Origin of the sequence: Bacteroides sp. AR29, assembly GCF_900217715.1 — a bacterium.
GTDB classification, from domain to species: domain Bacteria; phylum Bacteroidota; class Bacteroidia; order Bacteroidales; family Bacteroidaceae; genus Bacteroides; species Bacteroides uniformis.
On record NZ_OBMS01000021.1, the window covers coordinates 72,657 to 87,828 of the forward strand.

The 15,172-nt window shown below is 43.6% G+C and carries 16 protein-coding genes and 2 tRNA genes; 15 read left to right on the top strand and 3 right to left on the bottom strand.

Annotation, left to right across the window (positions count from 1 at the left end; translation table 11 throughout):
* Nucleotides 1–112: 112 nt before the first annotated feature.
* From gap to CSD97_RS13695, 7 genes are all read left to right on the top strand, one after another.
* Nucleotides 113–1,123, top strand: a complete 1,011-nt coding sequence (gap, locus tag CSD97_RS13665) for a type I glyceraldehyde-3-phosphate dehydrogenase (RefSeq protein WP_005835458.1) — start codon at nucleotides 113–115, stop codon at nucleotides 1,121–1,123.
* Between the two features lie 140 nt (nucleotides 1,124–1,263).
* Nucleotides 1,264–3,321, top strand: coding sequence for a M3 family metallopeptidase (locus CSD97_RS13670; RefSeq protein ID WP_098032574.1), 2,058 nt, complete (start codon nucleotides 1,264–1,266; stop codon nucleotides 3,319–3,321).
* Nucleotides 3,318–3,842, top strand: a complete 525-nt coding sequence (locus tag CSD97_RS13675; protein ID WP_009037063.1) for a DUF4847 family protein — start codon at nucleotides 3,318–3,320, stop codon at nucleotides 3,840–3,842. The genes CSD97_RS13670 and CSD97_RS13675 overlap by 4 nt, the downstream gene beginning before the upstream one ends.
* Before the next feature lie 12 nt (nucleotides 3,843–3,854).
* On the top strand, nucleotides 3,855–4,313 hold the full coding sequence (locus CSD97_RS13680) for a dCMP deaminase family protein (protein WP_005835453.1): 459 nt from the start codon (nucleotides 3,855–3,857) through the stop codon (nucleotides 4,311–4,313).
* Between the two features lie 57 nt (nucleotides 4,314–4,370).
* Nucleotides 4,371–6,110, top strand: coding sequence for a S41 family peptidase (locus CSD97_RS13685; RefSeq protein ID WP_005835451.1), 1,740 nt, complete (start codon nucleotides 4,371–4,373; stop codon nucleotides 6,108–6,110).
* Nucleotides 6,028–6,558, top strand: a complete 531-nt coding sequence (locus CSD97_RS13690; protein WP_035449971.1) for a 5-formyltetrahydrofolate cyclo-ligase — start codon at nucleotides 6,028–6,030, stop codon at nucleotides 6,556–6,558. Before CSD97_RS13685 ends, CSD97_RS13690 begins: the two co-directional genes overlap by 83 nt.
* Nucleotides 6,555–7,340 carry a histidinol-phosphatase gene (locus CSD97_RS13695; RefSeq protein WP_098032575.1) on the top strand — a complete coding sequence of 262 codons (786 nt, stop codon included), beginning with the start codon at nucleotides 6,555–6,557 and terminating at the stop codon, nucleotides 7,338–7,340. The genes CSD97_RS13690 and CSD97_RS13695 overlap by 4 nt, the downstream gene beginning before the upstream one ends.
* Here CSD97_RS13695 and CSD97_RS13700 read toward each other — a convergent pair.
* Both CSD97_RS13700 and recF read right to left on the bottom strand, forming a co-directional pair.
* Nucleotides 7,333–7,623, bottom strand: coding sequence for a DUF721 domain-containing protein (locus CSD97_RS13700; protein WP_005823615.1), 291 nt, complete (start codon nucleotides 7,621–7,623; stop codon nucleotides 7,333–7,335). The genes CSD97_RS13695 and CSD97_RS13700 overlap by 8 nt on opposite strands.
* A complete protein-coding gene (gene recF, locus CSD97_RS13705; RefSeq protein WP_005823617.1) occupies nucleotides 7,620–8,732 on the bottom strand; it encodes a DNA replication and repair protein RecF in 1,113 nt (370 codons plus the stop codon). Before recF ends, CSD97_RS13700 begins: the two co-directional genes overlap by 4 nt.
* A gap of 237 nt (nucleotides 8,733–8,969) precedes the next feature.
* On the opposite strand from recF, the gene CSD97_RS13710 reads away from it, so the two are divergent.
* The 8 genes from CSD97_RS13710 to CSD97_RS13745 all read left to right on the top strand — a co-directional run bounded on the left by CSD97_RS13710 (nucleotide 8,970) and on the right by CSD97_RS13745 (nucleotide 14,458).
* Complete coding sequence (locus tag CSD97_RS13710) at nucleotides 8,970–9,653, top strand: tetratricopeptide repeat protein (RefSeq protein WP_057282025.1); 684 nt, start codon at nucleotides 8,970–8,972, stop codon at nucleotides 9,651–9,653.
* 143 nt (nucleotides 9,654–9,796) lie between these two features.
* The gene (gene ribH, locus CSD97_RS13715; RefSeq protein WP_005823623.1) at nucleotides 9,797–10,291 is read left to right on the top strand and encodes a 6,7-dimethyl-8-ribityllumazine synthase; all 495 of its coding nucleotides are present in this window, start codon (nucleotides 9,797–9,799) and stop codon (nucleotides 10,289–10,291) included.
* Between the two features lie 73 nt (nucleotides 10,292–10,364).
* A tRNA-Tyr gene (locus tag CSD97_RS13720) sits at nucleotides 10,365–10,447 on the top strand.
* Nucleotides 10,448–10,456: 9 nt separating this feature from the next.
* Nucleotides 10,457–10,529 (top strand) — tRNA-Gly (locus CSD97_RS13725).
* A 117-nt stretch (nucleotides 10,530–10,646) separates the two neighbouring features.
* On the top strand, nucleotides 10,647–11,861 hold the full coding sequence (locus tag CSD97_RS13730) for a site-specific integrase (protein WP_057258919.1): 1,215 nt from the start codon (nucleotides 10,647–10,649) through the stop codon (nucleotides 11,859–11,861).
* A 75-nt stretch (nucleotides 11,862–11,936) separates the two neighbouring features.
* Nucleotides 11,937–12,617: a hypothetical protein gene (locus CSD97_RS13735; RefSeq protein ID WP_057258921.1), complete on the top strand. Its 681-nt coding sequence runs from the start codon at nucleotides 11,937–11,939 to the stop codon at nucleotides 12,615–12,617.
* Nucleotide 12,618: 1 nt separating this feature from the next.
* Nucleotides 12,619–13,356, top strand: a complete 738-nt coding sequence (locus CSD97_RS13740; protein ID WP_057258923.1) for an HNH endonuclease — start codon at nucleotides 12,619–12,621, stop codon at nucleotides 13,354–13,356.
* A gap of 103 nt (nucleotides 13,357–13,459) precedes the next feature.
* Nucleotides 13,460–14,458, top strand: a complete 999-nt coding sequence (locus CSD97_RS13745; RefSeq protein ID WP_057258925.1) for a hypothetical protein — start codon at nucleotides 13,460–13,462, stop codon at nucleotides 14,456–14,458.
* Between the two features lie 405 nt (nucleotides 14,459–14,863).
* Here CSD97_RS13745 and CSD97_RS13755 read toward each other — a convergent pair.
* A partial coding sequence (locus CSD97_RS13755; protein ID WP_143272429.1) for a transposase occupies nucleotides 14,864–15,172 on the bottom strand: 309 nt, incomplete at its 5' end.

The following is a 15,172-nucleotide window of genomic DNA, read 5'->3' on the forward strand; positions in this document are numbered from 1 at the left end:
TTACGAATATAAAAACATTTTCTTACTTTTGCACCGCAAATCAGAAAGAATTGCAATTAGTAAGCGAAAGTTTATTTTTAAACATTATAAAACCCTTAAAAGTTTAAACAAAATGATTAAAGTAGGTATTAATGGATTCGGACGTATCGGACGTTTCGTATTCCGCGCTGCAATGAAGAGAAACGATATTCAGATCGTAGGTATCAACGACCTTTGCCCGGTAGATTACTTGGCTTACATGCTGAAGTATGACACTATGCACGGCCAGTTCGACGGTACTATCGAAGCTGATGTTGAAAACAGCAAGTTGATCGTTAACGGTCAGGCTATCCGCATCACTGCAGAAAGAAACCCGGCTGACTTGAAATGGAACGAAGTAGAGGCAGAATACGTTGTTGAATCTACTGGCTTGTTCTTGAGCAAAGACAAAGCTCAAGCTCACATCGAAGCCGGCGCAAAATATGTTGTAATGTCTGCTCCTTCTAAGGACGACACTCCGATGTTCGTTTGCGGTGTTAACGAAAAGACTTACGTTAAGGGTACTCAATTCGTATCTAACGCTTCTTGTACTACCAACTGCTTGGCTCCTATCGCTAAGGTATTGAACGACAAATGGGGTATCACTGACGGTTTGATGACTACTGTTCACTCTACAACTGCTACTCAGAAGACAGTTGACGGTCCTTCTATGAAAGACTGGAGAGGTGGTCGTGCTGCTTCCGGCAACATTATCCCGTCTTCTACCGGTGCTGCTAAGGCTGTAGGTAAAGTTATCCCGGCATTGAACGGCAAACTGACTGGTATGTCTATGCGTGTTCCGACTTTGGACGTATCTGTAGTTGACTTGACAGTTAACTTGGCTAAGCCCGCTACTTACGCTGAAATCTGCGCTGCCATGAAGGAAGCTTCTGAAGGCGAATTGAAGGGTGTTCTGGGTTACACTGAAGATGCAGTTGTTTCTTCTGACTTCTTGGGTGACACTCGCACTTCTATCTTCGACGCTAAGGCTGGTATCGCTTTGACTGATACTTTCGTTAAGGTTGTATCTTGGTATGATAACGAAATCGGTTATTCTAACAAGGTTCTTGACTTGATTGCTCACATGGCATCAGTTAACTGCTAATATACAGTTAGAAAATAATAAAAAATAGGTGACTTCTGCAGAAGTCGCCTATTTTTTTTGCAATTTTGCAGCTAGTTCGTTTTTTATCAGACCCTTTAAACATGATGAAGATTATACTAACTCTAATATTGCTTTGCTTTATGAACACTATATCGTCTCAAAATCCTTTTTTTGAAACATACTCCACGCTGCACGGCACTGTCCCGTTCGACAAGATTAAGACCGGAGATTACGTACCCGCCATCCGCGAAGGCATCCGCCGCCAAAATGCGGAAATAGAGGCCATCATCCGCAATCCGGAAGTCCCGACATTTGCCAACACAGTGTTGGCCTACGAGAAGTCCGGTGAGATGCTCCACCGTGTCAGCACTGTATTCGGCAATCTGCTCAGTGCCGAAACGGACGATGACCTGCAGGAACTGGCCAAGGAAATCATGCCGATGATGAGCGAGCATGAAAACAACATCAGCCTGAACGAAGAGCTGTTTGCACGCATCAAAGCGGTTTACGAGCAGCAAGACAAAGAGACGCTGAACCCGGAACAGCACAAGCTGCTGGAAGATATTTACAATGGTTTTGTACGCAACGGCGCCAACCTCCAGGGAGAAGCCAAGGAGAAATACCGGGCTTTATGCAAAGAGCTCAGCCTGCTGACGCTGCAGTTCAGCGAAAACAACCTGAAAGAAACGAACGACTACAAGCTTGTCATCACCGACAAGTCACAACTGGCCGGGCTACCCGAGAGCGCGGTAGAAGCCGCTGCAGAGACAGCCGGGGAAAAAGGCGTCGAAGGCTGGGTATTCACCCTGCAGGCTCCCAGCTATGGCCCTTTTCTGACCTACGCAGACAGCCGTGACCTGCGCCGTGAGCTATATATGGCCTACAATACGAAGTGTACGCATGACAACGCCAGCAATAATCTGGAAATCGTAAAGAAACTGGCCAATGTCCGTATGGAGATTGCCCAACTCCTAGGCTATGACAACTTCGCCGAATACAACCTCCAGGAGCGCATGGCACAAAACAGTGAGTCCGTGTATAAGCTGCTGGACCAACTGCTGGAGGCTTACACGCCTACCGCCAAACAAGAATATGCAGAAGTGCAAGCCCTGGCACGCCAAGCGGAAGGAGAAGACTTCGTCCTGATGCCGTGGGACTGGGCGTACTATTCCCATAAACTGAAAGACCGGAAGTTCAATATCGACGATGAGCTGCTCCGCCCTTACTTTGAGCTGAACAACGTGAAGCAAGGCGTATTCGGCCTGGCAACCAGGCTGTATGGCATCACCTTCAAGAAGAATCCGGATATTCCCGTTTATCATAAGGATGTGGATGCCTACGAAGTCTTCGACAAAGACGGGAAATTCCTTGCCGTGTTCTATACCGACTTCCACCCCAGAGCAGGCAAGCGCTCGGGAGCCTGGATGACCAGCTACAAGGAACAGTGGATTGACGAAAAGACCGGTGAGAACAGCCGTCCCCACATATCCATTGTGATGAACTTCACCAAACCGACACAGGACAAACCTGCTTTGTTGACCTTCGGCGAGGTAGAAACCTTCCTGCACGAATTCGGACACAGCCTGCATGGTATGTTTGCCAATTCCACCTACGGAAGCCTAAGCGGGACCAATGTGTATTGGGACTTTGTGGAACTCCCCTCCCAATTCATGGAGAACTTTGCCATCGAAAAGGAATTCCTGCATACGTTTGCCCGCCATTACCAAACCGGAGAACTGATACCGGACGAACTGGTACAGCGCATTGTGGATTCCTCCAACTTCAACGCGGCATACGCCTGCCTCCGCCAGGTTAGCTTCGGCCTGCTCGATATGGCTTGGTACACACGTAACGCCCCGTTTGAAGGTGACGTGAAAGCCTATGAAAAGAAGGCTTGGGAAAAAGCACAGATTCTGCCTTCTGTGGCAGAAACCTGCATGAGCACACAATTCTCCCATATCTTTGCCGGAGGATATTCTGCCGGATACTATAGTTATAAATGGGCAGAGGTGCTGGATGCAGATGCTTTCTCGCTATTCAAGCAGACGGGCATCTTCAACCCGGAGACTGCCGCCTCCTTCCGAGAGAATATCCTTTCCAAAGGCGGAACGGAACATCCGATGACGCTCTATAAACGCTTCCGCGGACAAGAGCCTACAATCGACGCATTATTAATCAGAAATGGAATAAAGAAATGAAGAGACTTATAAGGAACATCTTTTGCATGTTGCTCATGTTTTCGCTGCTCCCCCTGCTAAGCGGTTGCGACAACGAGGACGATGTTATCGGAATATTCACCGGGAAGACATGGAAGCTCAGCCGACTCACCAATAAAGGCAGCAATGCCCAATTCTATCCAAACCTTTGGAACAACAATGAGGAAGAGATGAAGAAGAGTCTGGACAAGCTATATAATCAGAAAAGCACCTTCACCCTCAATTTTGAAGGTACTGAACTGGATGGAGAACTGATGGGCACCACCGTCAACGGACAAGGCATCAACTCAAGCGTCAACGGCACTTGGAAAGCCGACGGAGCTTCAGGCTCGCTCAGCATCAGTGTGAAGGTTACGGGGGCTGCAGAAAGCGATGCACTGGCCAAGGCATTCATCTCCGGATTGCAAAACGTGTACAAGTATGAAGGGGATGCCAATTCACTGACCCTCTATTTTAAAGACGGACCGACAACCAGAGTCATGGGATTCACCCCGCAACGATAAAGCATAAATATGATGGACGATTCTACAAAAGACAAACAAGAAGCATTGGATAGGCGTTATATACGTATGGCAAGCATTTGGGCCGAAAATTCGTATTGCCAACGCCGCCAGGTCGGTGCACTGATTGTAAAAGACAAGATGATTATCTCTGACGGCTACAACGGTACCCCTTCCGGTTTTGAGAATGTATGCGAAGATGAGAATAACGTCACCAAACCATACGTGCTCCATGCCGAAGCAAACGCCATTACCAAAATAGCCCGTTCAAACAACAGCAGTAACGGTGCCACCATGTACGTCACTGCCTCCCCCTGCATAGAATGCTCCAAACTGATTATCCAGGCAGGCATCAAACGGGTAGTCTACTCCGAGAAATACCGCCTGGAAGATGGTATCGAACTTTTGAAACGGGCAGGCATCGAGGTAGTGTTTATTTCAATGGATAATGAAAAGTTGAAAATGGAAAGTTGAAAGTTGCATGCGCAGCCAAATAGTAAATTGTAAATAGTCTAATAGTAAATAAACATCATGAGTACAAAAAATACTTCCCGCTTTATGCCGCTCATCATCGCAATCAGCGTAGTCGCGGGAATCCTTATCGGAACGTTTTATGCCAGGCATTTTGCCGGTAATAAACTGGGAATCATCAATAGCTCGTCCAACAAGCTGAATGCCTTGCTGCGTGTTATTGATGACCAGTATGTGGATACCGTCAACATGACCGATTTGGTAGAGAAGGCCATGCCACAGATATTGGCGGAACTCGACCCCCACTCCACCTACATCCCCGCACAGAAGCTGGAAGAGGTAAACTCCGAACTTGAAGGCAGCTTCAGCGGTATAGGTATCCAGTTCACCATTCAAGAAGACACGATACACGTAAACAGCGTGATTCCCGGCGGACCGTCCGAGAAAGTGGGCCTGATGGCAGGCGACCGCATTGTAATGGTCAACGACAGTCTGTTTGCAGGCAAAGGCCTGACAAACGAAAAGGCCATGCGCAACCTGAAAGGTCCGAAAGGAAGCCAAGTGAAGTTAGGCGTCAAGCGTGCCACGGAAAAGGAGTTGCTCGACTTCACCATCACACGCGGTGACATCCCGCAAAACACCATTGACGCAGCCTATATGCTCGACGATGACTACGGATATATACAAATCAGCAAATTCGGACGTACCACACACGTGGAGCTGCTGAATGCGATTGCCCAACTGAGCCACGAGAAGTGCAAAGGCCTGATTATCGACCTGCGCGACAATACCGGAGGATACATGGAAGCCGCCACACGCATGGTGAACGAATTCCTGCCGGAAGGGAAGTTGATTGTATATACCCACGGCCGCAAATATCCCCGCATGGAGGAATATGCCAACGGTACCGGCAGTTGCCAGAAGCTGCCGCTAGTGGTATTGGTAAACGAGAGTTCCGCTTCGGCCAGCGAAATCTTTGCGGGCGCCATTCAGGACAATGACCGCGGAACCATTGTAGGACGCCGTTCCTTCGGCAAGGGACTCGTACAGCAACCCATCGACTTCAGTGACGGTTCCGCCATCCGCCTGACCATTGCCCGTTATTACACCCCATCGGGCCGTTGCATCCAGCGCCCCTACGAGAACGGCAAGGACAGCAAATACGAAATGGACTGGATTACCCGTTACGAACACGGCGAGTTCTTCTCCAAAGACAGCATCAAACTGGACGAAAACCTGCGTTACTCTACCGGTTTGGGCAGACCCGTATACGGCGGCGGTGGCATTATGCCGGACGTATTCGTTCCGCAAGACACCACCGGAGTATCTTCTTACCTGATAGAAGTAAGCAACAAGGGACTGATTCTGCAATTCAGCTTCCAGTATACCGACCGCAACCGTGCGAAATTGAGTGAATACGACAATGAAGAAGATTTGTTGAAGTACCTTCGCCACCAGAGTATTGTGGAGCAGTTTGTACGTTTTGCAGACTCCAAGGGAGTAAAGCGGCGCAACCTGCTTATCCACAAGTCCTACAAGCTACTGGAAAGAAGTCTTTACGGCAACATTATCTATAACATACTGGGAAGGGAGCAATACATCCGCTACATCAACCAGAGCGATGCTACCGTCAAGAAAGCATTGGATATTCTGGAACGTGGCGAGGCATTCCCCAAAGCTCCGGAAGCAACACCAATCATAGAGGATAAAAAAGATGATGGAAAGGAAAAAAGAACTGCGCAGGCAGGTAGCTTTGTTGAAGACCCGACACAGCTCTTCCGCTACGCGTCAGTCTGCTGAAATACTTGCCGCCCTCGAGGCACACCCCGCTTTCAGGGCGGCAACAACCGTACTGCTCTACCACTCTCTCAAAGACGAAGTGGACACACACGAATTTATCCGGAAGTGGAGCCGCGAAAAGCGGATACTGCTTCCGGTAGTTGTAGGTGACGACCTGGAACTGCGGCTGTACACCGGACCCGAAGACTTGAAACCTGGCGCATACGGCATCGAAGAACCAACCGGCGAGCTATTTACCGACTATGCAGACATAGACTTCATAGTGGTTCCCGGCGTGGCATTCGACCGTAACGGCAACCGCCTGGGGCGCGGTAAAGGTTACTATGACCGGCTTCTGCCCCGCATCCCATCAGCCCACAAAGCCGGCATCTGCTTCCCGTTTCAACTCGTAGAAGAAGTTCCTGCAGAACCGTTTGATATACGCATGGATGAAATCATAACGCAATGAAAACTAATTATCATACACACACCACACGCTGCATGCATGCCACCGGAGATGATGAAGACTATGTGCTCAGTGCCATCAAAGGCGGTTACCGGATACTCGGGTTTTCGGACCACACTCCCTGGAAATACCGTACCGACTACGTAGCCGACATGCGGATGCTCCCCGAAGAGCTTCCCGGCTACGTGGAGAGTCTCAAGACGCTCCGTGAGAAATACCACGACCAGATAGACATCAGAATAGGACTTGAATGTGAATACTTCCCCCAATATATCCATTGGCTGAAAGAACAAATCAAGAAGTACCAACTGGACTATATCATCTTCGGAAACCATCATTACCACACCGATGAAAAGTTTCCCTACTTCGGCCATCATACGAACAGCCGCGACATGCTCGACCTTTACGAAGAGAGCGCCATCGAAGGTATGGAAAGCGGATTATTCTCTTGCCTTGCCCATCCGGACTTGTTCATGCGCTCCTATCCGAAGTTCGACCACCATTGCACTACCATCAGCCGGCACATCTGCCGTACTGCTGCACGCCTGAATGTCCCGTTGGAATACAATATAGGCTATGTAGCCTACAATGAAGCGCACGGTTTATCCACCTACCCATGCCCGGAGTTCTGGCGAATCGCTGCCAATGAAGGCTGTACAGCTATCATCGGACTGGATGCGCATGACAACAAGGATTTGGAAACTCCGATGTATTATGACCGGGCAGTCCGGGAATTGAAGGAACTGAAGATTGAAAGAATAGATGAGCTGAGGATGCTCATCTGAATATGATATTCGTTATGACCTGGGCCCCCACATGACGGTTCAAGTTGCGCACCAGCAACTCGCGCCCCATCATCAGTTCCTGGCGCAAAGCAGCAGAAGTGAGGTGCACATAAAGCACCTGGTTCTTTATATAAAGTTCACGGGTGTAGGAGGCAATGGTAGGCCCCAGCACTTCGGGCCACGCACTGATAAGCCGCCGTTCATTCAGCGGAGACTCCAGACTTTCCTGCCTGAGGTAATGACGGATAAGTTCACCTATCTGTTCGGCATTATTGCGCTTCATGCCTCTTCCTCCTTCATTTCGGCAACCGTTCCCTGCTCCACACGGAACATCTTATAATCACTGCCCACTTTATGCAGAATACGGTCCAGGTGTTCGCGGTTGGTATCGGTTATAAAAATCTGCCCAAAACTGTCGCCTGCCACCAACTTGATGATTTGCTCCACACGCGAGGCATCCAGCTTGTCAAAGATATCGTCCAACAACAACAAGGGAACAGTGGTCCCGGTACGTTTCAGGAAATCAAACTGTGCCAGCTTCAACGCTACCAGATAAGTCTTGTTCTGCCCCTGCGACCCTTCACGCTTGATGGGGAAATCTCCCAAAAGCATATTCAGCTCGTCCTTGTGCACACCGCGCAACGAATAGCCCATAATCTGGTCGCGAGCACGGCTTTCCTTCAGCACTTCCAGCAAAGAGGCATCGCGGGCATGGGAGTCATAGCTTAATCCCACCTTCTCCCTATCTTGCGAAATGAATGAATAGAAAGACTGGAAAATAGGAATAAACTCACGGATAAAGGCCTCACGTTTACGGAACACCACTTCACCGGCTTGTGCCATCATCTCCTCCCAGACCAGAAAGAGCTCTTCCTCCACCGGCTGTTCACTCTTCAGTAAGGTATTCCGCTGCACCAAAGCTTTATTGTATCGTATCAAAGCATCCAGATACTCTTTGTCGTACTGCGAGATAACCACATCCATAAAACGTCGGCGTTCATCACTGCCTCCTGCTATCAACTCCGAATCGGCAGGCGAGACCATGACCAAAGGCAGGAAGCCGATATGGTCCGACAAACGCGTATACTCCTTCTTGTTTCGCTTGAACTGTTTCTTCTGGCGCCTCTTCATACCACAGTAGATTTCCTCAGGAGTCCCATCGGCAGCCTCATAAAACCCTTGAATAACAAAGAAGTCGGCATCATGGCAGATATTCTGGGAATCAATGGGATTACCGGCACTTTTACAGAAAGACAAAAAATACACCGCATCCAGCAGGTTCGTTTTCCCCATGCCGTTCTGTCCGAAAAAGCAGTTTAACTTGGGCGAGAATGAAAGCTCCACCTGCTCCAAGTTCTTATAATTGAGTATAGATATACGTTTCAGTATCATTATAGTAACGATGAGTTCGGTTACAAAGATAATGCAAAACCGAAAGCAGTACAAAATAAGCCTGCTTATTTTTAATACAGAGGTGAAGCCCGGCTTATTGAAAAGTAGAAATAATTTCGGTGTTTTCTGATACAAAACAAAAAAAGATGCCGCTAAATTTCGTTGATAGCTATAAAAAACTTACTTTTGCGGGTCGAAATAGATAAATAAGAATAATAACAAAAAGATTATATAAAAATGGCAGAACAAAAAAAGACGAATGAAGCCTTAAACGTGGAGGATGCACTGACACAATCGGAGGCCTTTTTCATTAAGAACAAAAAAGCAATCATCGGCGCTGTAGTAGCAGTAATCATCATCATTGCCGGTGTAGTGATGTACAAGAACCTTTATGCAGACCCCCGTGAAGAAAAAGCACAAGCTGCCTTATTCAAAGGGCAAGAATACTTCGAAGCAGACGCTTATGCACAAGCACTGAACGGTGATAGCATCGGTTTTGCCGGATTTGTAAAAGTGGCAGACGAATACAGCGGCACAAAAGCAGCCAATCTTGCAAAAGCCTATATGGGTCTCTGCTATGCACACCTCGGTAAATATGACGAAGCAGTGAAAGCATTGGACAGCTTTGACGGAGACGACCAAATGGTAGCTCCTGCCATGAAAGGTGCTATGGGTAACTGCTATGCGCAGCTCGGCCAACTGGACAAAGCCGCTTCCATGCTGCTGAAAGCCGCCAACGAAGCCGACAACAACTCCCTCAGCCCCATCTACCTGCTGCAAGCTGGAGAAATCCTGGTAAAGCAAGGTAAGTATGACGATGCAATCCAGGCGTATACCACTATCAAGGATAAATACTTCCGTTCATACCAGGCAATGGATATCGATAAGTATATCGAACAAGCCAAACTATTGAAGAAGTAATATACCTTATTATAAAAATATCTCAGGCACGGATTACACGGAAAACACGGAAAGACACAATAGCCGTGAATCCGTGTAGTCCGTGCCTCTTTTATCTCTCCTCTCCCTTTAATTTTCAATTATTAATTCTTAATTCCTTATTTATGGCAACAGCTTATCACAATCTTTCAGACTACGATTTCAGTTCTGTACCCAGCGCGGAAAAAATGAAATTCGGCATCGTTGTATCTGAGTGGAATTATAATATTACCGGCGCTCTCCTAAAAGGTGCCATAGACACCTTAAAAAAACATGGAGCCAAAGATGAAAATATTCTGGTAAAAACAGTACCCGGCAGTTTTGAACTGACTTTCGGCGCCAACCAACTTATCGAATACAGCGAAGTCGATGCAGTTATTGCAATTGGTTGTGTAGTCAGAGGAGATACTCCACATTTTGACTATGTTTGCATGGGTGCTACCCAAGGAATTACCCAATTAAACGCAAGTGGCGATGTACCAGTAATTTACGGATTAATTACTACCAATACTATGGAGCAAGCAGAAGACCGCGCCGGTGGCAAGCTGGGTAATAAAGGAGACGAATGTGCAATTACTGCAATAAAAATGATAGATTTTGCTTGGAGTTTACAAAAATAGTCGTATCTTTGCACCGCAATTGAGAAACAAACCTACTCAATGAGAGAATTGAGATAGAATCTTAAGTGCAAAAGGGCAAATACCAGAGTGGCCAAATGGGGCAGACTGTAAATCTGCTGGCTTACGCCTTCGGTGGTTCGAATCCATCTTTGCCCACAAAAAATTGCGGAAGTAGCTCAGTTGATAGAGCATTAGCCTTCCAAGCTGAGGGTCGCGGGTTTGAGCCCCGTCTTCCGCTCTTCTGAAAATCAGATAGTTATCGTAAGATTTCTATCTGATTTTTGTTTTTAAAAGGTGCTGAATTTAGCGTGGTTTAACCGAGTGAGTTAAACCGAGAGTTAAACCAAAAATCAGTATGAACGCTACAATTTCAGTGGTATGTTACAAGTCAAAGACACTATCAAACGGTGAACACCCTTTAATGCTACGCATCTGTAAAGACGGCAAGAAAAAGTATCAGAGTTTAGGTCTATCCATCAAAGCTACCCTTTGGGACTTCATTAAAGAAAAGCCTAAGCCTAACTGCCCTAACAAAGAGTATATTCAAAAAATTATCTTGGATAAACAACGAGAACTTCAACAGCGAATGTTAGAGTTGAATGTCGAACAGAAAGAATATACCACTACTACCCTACTCAATAATGAGAATACCAAGTTTGAACTGAAAACCGTTAGTGAGTTCTACCACGAATTGATAGAGCAGTACACACGTGAAGACAAATGCGGCAACCGCCTTATCTATAAAAGTTCTTTCAATTCTCTTAAAGTGTTCACAAAAGGTAGGTTAGATATACCTTTCAGTGATATAGATACTTCTTGGCTTAACAAATATGAGAAGTGGCTACGTTCCAAAGACAACAAAGAAACTACTATAAGCCTAATGTTTCGCACGCTCCGGAGTACATATAATAAAGCCATCAAAGCTAAGTGCGCCCGGAAGTCCGATTATCCGTTTGACGAATATAAAATCAACAAGTTCGACACCACTACTCAAAAGAGAGCCATTGCCAAAGCAGACGTACTGAAATTCACAACAGAGGTGCAGCCTATTGGAAAGCAACAGTATATGGAGTTGAGCAAAGACATATTCGTGTTCAGTTATCTATGCGGTGGAATCAATTTCACAGACATAGCCAATCTAACAAACGAGAATATTCAAAATGGCAGGTTACACTACATTCGTCAAAAGACAAAAAAGCAAATCAAAATAGGAATACCGCAAGAAGCCATACCGATAATCGAAAAATATTCAAAAGAGAGTAAAGGCTATCTGTTTCCGATTTTAGACAGTAAGATACATAAGACCGCCCTACAAAAACAAAATAGAATACATAAGATATTAGGAAAGGTCAATAAGAATCTAAAACTACTTGCCGCACAGCTTGGAGTTGAAGCCAACTTGACAACCTATGTCGCCCGGCACTCATTCGCAAGCGTCCTAAAGAAATCGGGGGTAAACATCGCATTGATAAGTGAAGCATTGGGACATTCAGACTTAGCCACCACTCAAATATACTTAGATAGTTTCGATAATGAGCAAGTGGACGAAGCTATGAAGAATCTTCTTTAAATTAAATAATCCCACTCATAATAATTATGAGTGGGATTATTTTTATACCTTTATGGAAAATTTAAGAACTAATATATGGACACATCTAATCAAATATCTTATTTCAGTCTAATGGTAATAATTATCATTGGACTTCTTTTCTTATATTTAAAAACATATATAAGTCAAAAAGCCAAAAACAAAGCTTTAAGGAATGAGAACCTTACATTAACACAACAAATAGAAGATATAAAAAAGAGACACGAATTAGATATAGCAAAAAGAAAATACCAATACGAAAGCAAGAAAGAACAATACTTAAAGTTCTTTCAATTAATTGATTCCTTTACAGGAAAACAAAACCTTTCATGTATCAACAAAATGACTCCAATAATAACAGAGTTTTATGCTGGGTTTCTTGCTACAATAGATGATAAGACTGAACAAAATAAAGTATGTACAGTATATATGGAAAAAATACAAAATCTAATGAATGAGAATAATACAGAGCTAATGAAGGTAAAACAGGAAACCAATACTATAAGGTTAATCGCAAGTCAAGAGGTTATTGAATTGTTAAACTTAATGGAAAGGACTTACGATTATATGTTTGATACTTCCGCCCAAATTATAAACATGCTACCCAATAATATAATGAAAAACAATCAAATAGTTCTACAAAAGCATGTGGAAATTCTTACTGAAATATCACATTCTGCACTCAATATTAAAGAACATTTAATTGAGCAAATGCGCAACGACTTAAATAAAATATAGCATGGAAGAATATAAGTTTGAATCAATATACCAATTCATTAACATTGTTTATAAATCAGTAAAAAACGAAGTGGAATTATGGGGATATGATAAGGAGGAATTTATAAATAGTGTAAGCAAGTTTTCCAAAAAATCTCTATTACATATTTATGCAGAATGCACATTATTTTATTATTACATGGAATATTTCAAGAAAAATGGAGATTGTATAGAAGAAGATTATATGCAAGACTGGTTACATTTATTTAAATGCTACAATGTTTATTGTAAAAATGAAAAATACAATTTAGATGATGATGACTCTGCTTATAAATGGTTCGAATCCAATAAAGAATGCCTATGGGAATTATTTAGTGTAATTGCCAATGAAATAGTACACATTCTTTTTACTAATAAGAATTTTTTAATTGATTTCAATAAACTTGTCGTTAAGACTCTCGAAGAGACAGAAATCCCAAAACAGTACTTAACCCCGAAGAAAACAATTAAGAGACAGAATATTCCACAATGGGTAAAACGAGCTGTTTTTCATAGAGACAAAGGAAGATGTGTATTTTGTAATAAAGACTTAACAGGCATTATCACCACTTTAAATAGCTCAAACTTTGACCATATATTACCTTTGGATAAAATGGGAGCAAATGACCCATGCAATATACAACTTTCTTGCGAAACATGCAATAAAAGTAAAGGTGCTAATGAACACACCCCTATTTATAAATACGAAGAATTATGGTAAAGTCAAATATATATATGGAATTACATATTTTAAGAATATCTTATTTATGAAAATATGCTTAGAATCATCTTTCTATTGTTGCGACAACTATAAATAAGAACCAATGGAAATAAAGGAACTGCCCGATTTAAAAGTGGCTTGGCATGAAAGCTACAAATGTCTAAATGAACCACTTTTAGAATACGTGTGGGAAGTAACCAACCACTTCCTGCCCGATTATGCGGAAACAGATACGGGAATGATACCCGTAGAATCTTCCGCGCCTGCCATATTCGCCAACAGATATTTTGAGAGAAACTTATCCGTTGAAGAAAGATACGAGAGAAGCAAAGAAATGAAAACTTTCAAAGGAACTTTGGAAGAATACAAGAAACGAGAATACAGAAAGCTGGATGATTCTTTCAAAGAGAAGTTCCTGACTAATGAAGATTTACAGAATACCATTGAAGCGTATAAGTTGGATGTTAGCAAGTTTTGGTATCTACTTCTGTTCGTATATGACTTTATAGAAGATATTGGTACAAACGCACCTACATTGAACAAGTCCGTATTGGAGGACTTTAGCTATTTTCATGCTAATCTATTGGAAGCTACAAGTATCACCTTAAGGAAGAGCAACAAGAAAAGCTATGTTGTTGAAAGAGAGGACACAATCAGAATCATTCAAGCAGCCTTGCAGCATTTTGTCAATACATACAGCGATATTATACATAGTGAGCAAGATAGAGAAACTATAATTAAACAATTAAAGGGCATAGGCTTGGAGGGCTTTATCAGAAATGACTTATCGTCAAAAATCAGCTTTACAGACAAGTCCAGTCTTGACATATCCTATAAGAAGTGGAAGTTTACGGATATGTTTCTGTTCTTCATTGAGAGAAGAAAGGCTACCACCATACCCAATAAAAAGGTAAAGGTATCTAAAGACAAGATGATGCTTGTTTCAAGGCTTATCTATACAGTGGGCTATGATGGCAAGAGATATAATGAAGAATACGATTCGGAGGGCAACAAGAACAGAATGTTATCCAATCTCCTTAGGAGATACAAGAACGAGAAATTTCCGTCTGTTATAGCTAATAACTACATGGTAGTTTCATAAACGACATACATAAAAACAATAGCAGAAATGCGTACTGAAAGGCTTATTCTTTTCGGTACGCATTTTTTTTGCGTACTGGAATGGGCACGTTTTCTACACACATGGGCATTCGGTAGATTCCTTTGCCACCCCTAAATTCCTGCCTAATTTTGCATCATCAAAAGGACGAGAGGACATTGAAAAGTTAAACGGAAATGATTCATTCCATTCAGCATATTAAGGAAGTTCACTCCGAAGAATAGTAAGGGAGAATTAAGGTCATTACCGATAACCAAGTAAACAAATCTCTGAATTTTGAAAACAACAATCAAAGACAGTAAGGCGCCAAAGTCAATGATTGCATTAATCAACATGTTTTATATTTAAAGTCATTAGTGTCCCGTTAAAATGGGACGAGTTAAACAATTAATCAAATAGCCCCGGAATAAGGGGATTATTTAGATCTTTGACATCATTGAAATTAGTCTTATCGAACAGGTCACGCAAGTGGGTTTTGTCAGTCAATGATATGCTGAGAATTTGCAAAACTTCATAGGTTGAGCGTTTCAACTTCATATCATGTTGGACAATAGCCACAAGGCAGTATGTGATAATAGCCACACTGATTTGTATGCGAACAGCGTTCTCTGTTGTGCCCCAAAATTTCTTTATCTTGAGATGCTGCTTGAGCCATTTGAAGAACAGCTCGATTAACCATCTTTTCTTATAAAGATT

Bases quoted from the DNA above. Each gene is read 5' to 3' on its own strand.
- gap (WP_005835458.1), top strand. From the start codon at position 113: ATGATTAAAGTAGGTATTAATGGATTCGGACGTATCGGACGTTTCGTA.
- CSD97_RS13670 (WP_098032574.1), top strand. From the start codon at position 1,264: ATGAACACTATATCGTCTCAAAATCCTTTTTTTGAAACATACTCCACG.
- CSD97_RS13675 (WP_009037063.1), top strand. From the start codon at position 3,318: ATGAAGAGACTTATAAGGAACATCTTTTGCATGTTGCTCATGTTTTCG.
- CSD97_RS13680 (WP_005835453.1), top strand. From the start codon at position 3,855: ATGGACGATTCTACAAAAGACAAACAAGAAGCATTGGATAGGCGTTAT.
- CSD97_RS13685 (WP_005835451.1), top strand. From the start codon at position 4,371: ATGAGTACAAAAAATACTTCCCGCTTTATGCCGCTCATCATCGCAATC.
- CSD97_RS13690 (WP_035449971.1), top strand. From the start codon at position 6,028: ATGGAAAGGAAAAAAGAACTGCGCAGGCAGGTAGCTTTGTTGAAGACC.
- CSD97_RS13695 (WP_098032575.1), top strand. From the start codon at position 6,555: ATGAAAACTAATTATCATACACACACCACACGCTGCATGCATGCCACC.
- CSD97_RS13700 (WP_005823615.1), bottom strand. From the start codon at position 7,623: ATGAAGCGCAATAATGCCGAACAGATAGGTGAACTTATCCGTCATTAC.
- recF (WP_005823617.1), bottom strand. From the start codon at position 8,732: ATGATACTGAAACGTATATCTATACTCAATTATAAGAACTTGGAGCAG.
- CSD97_RS13710 (WP_057282025.1), top strand. From the start codon at position 8,970: ATGGCAGAACAAAAAAAGACGAATGAAGCCTTAAACGTGGAGGATGCA.
- ribH (WP_005823623.1), top strand. From the start codon at position 9,797: ATGGCAACAGCTTATCACAATCTTTCAGACTACGATTTCAGTTCTGTA.
- CSD97_RS13730 (WP_057258919.1), top strand. From the start codon at position 10,647: ATGAACGCTACAATTTCAGTGGTATGTTACAAGTCAAAGACACTATCA.
- CSD97_RS13735 (WP_057258921.1), top strand. From the start codon at position 11,937: ATGGACACATCTAATCAAATATCTTATTTCAGTCTAATGGTAATAATT.
- CSD97_RS13740 (WP_057258923.1), top strand. From the start codon at position 12,619: ATGGAAGAATATAAGTTTGAATCAATATACCAATTCATTAACATTGTT.
- CSD97_RS13745 (WP_057258925.1), top strand. From the start codon at position 13,460: ATGGAAATAAAGGAACTGCCCGATTTAAAAGTGGCTTGGCATGAAAGC.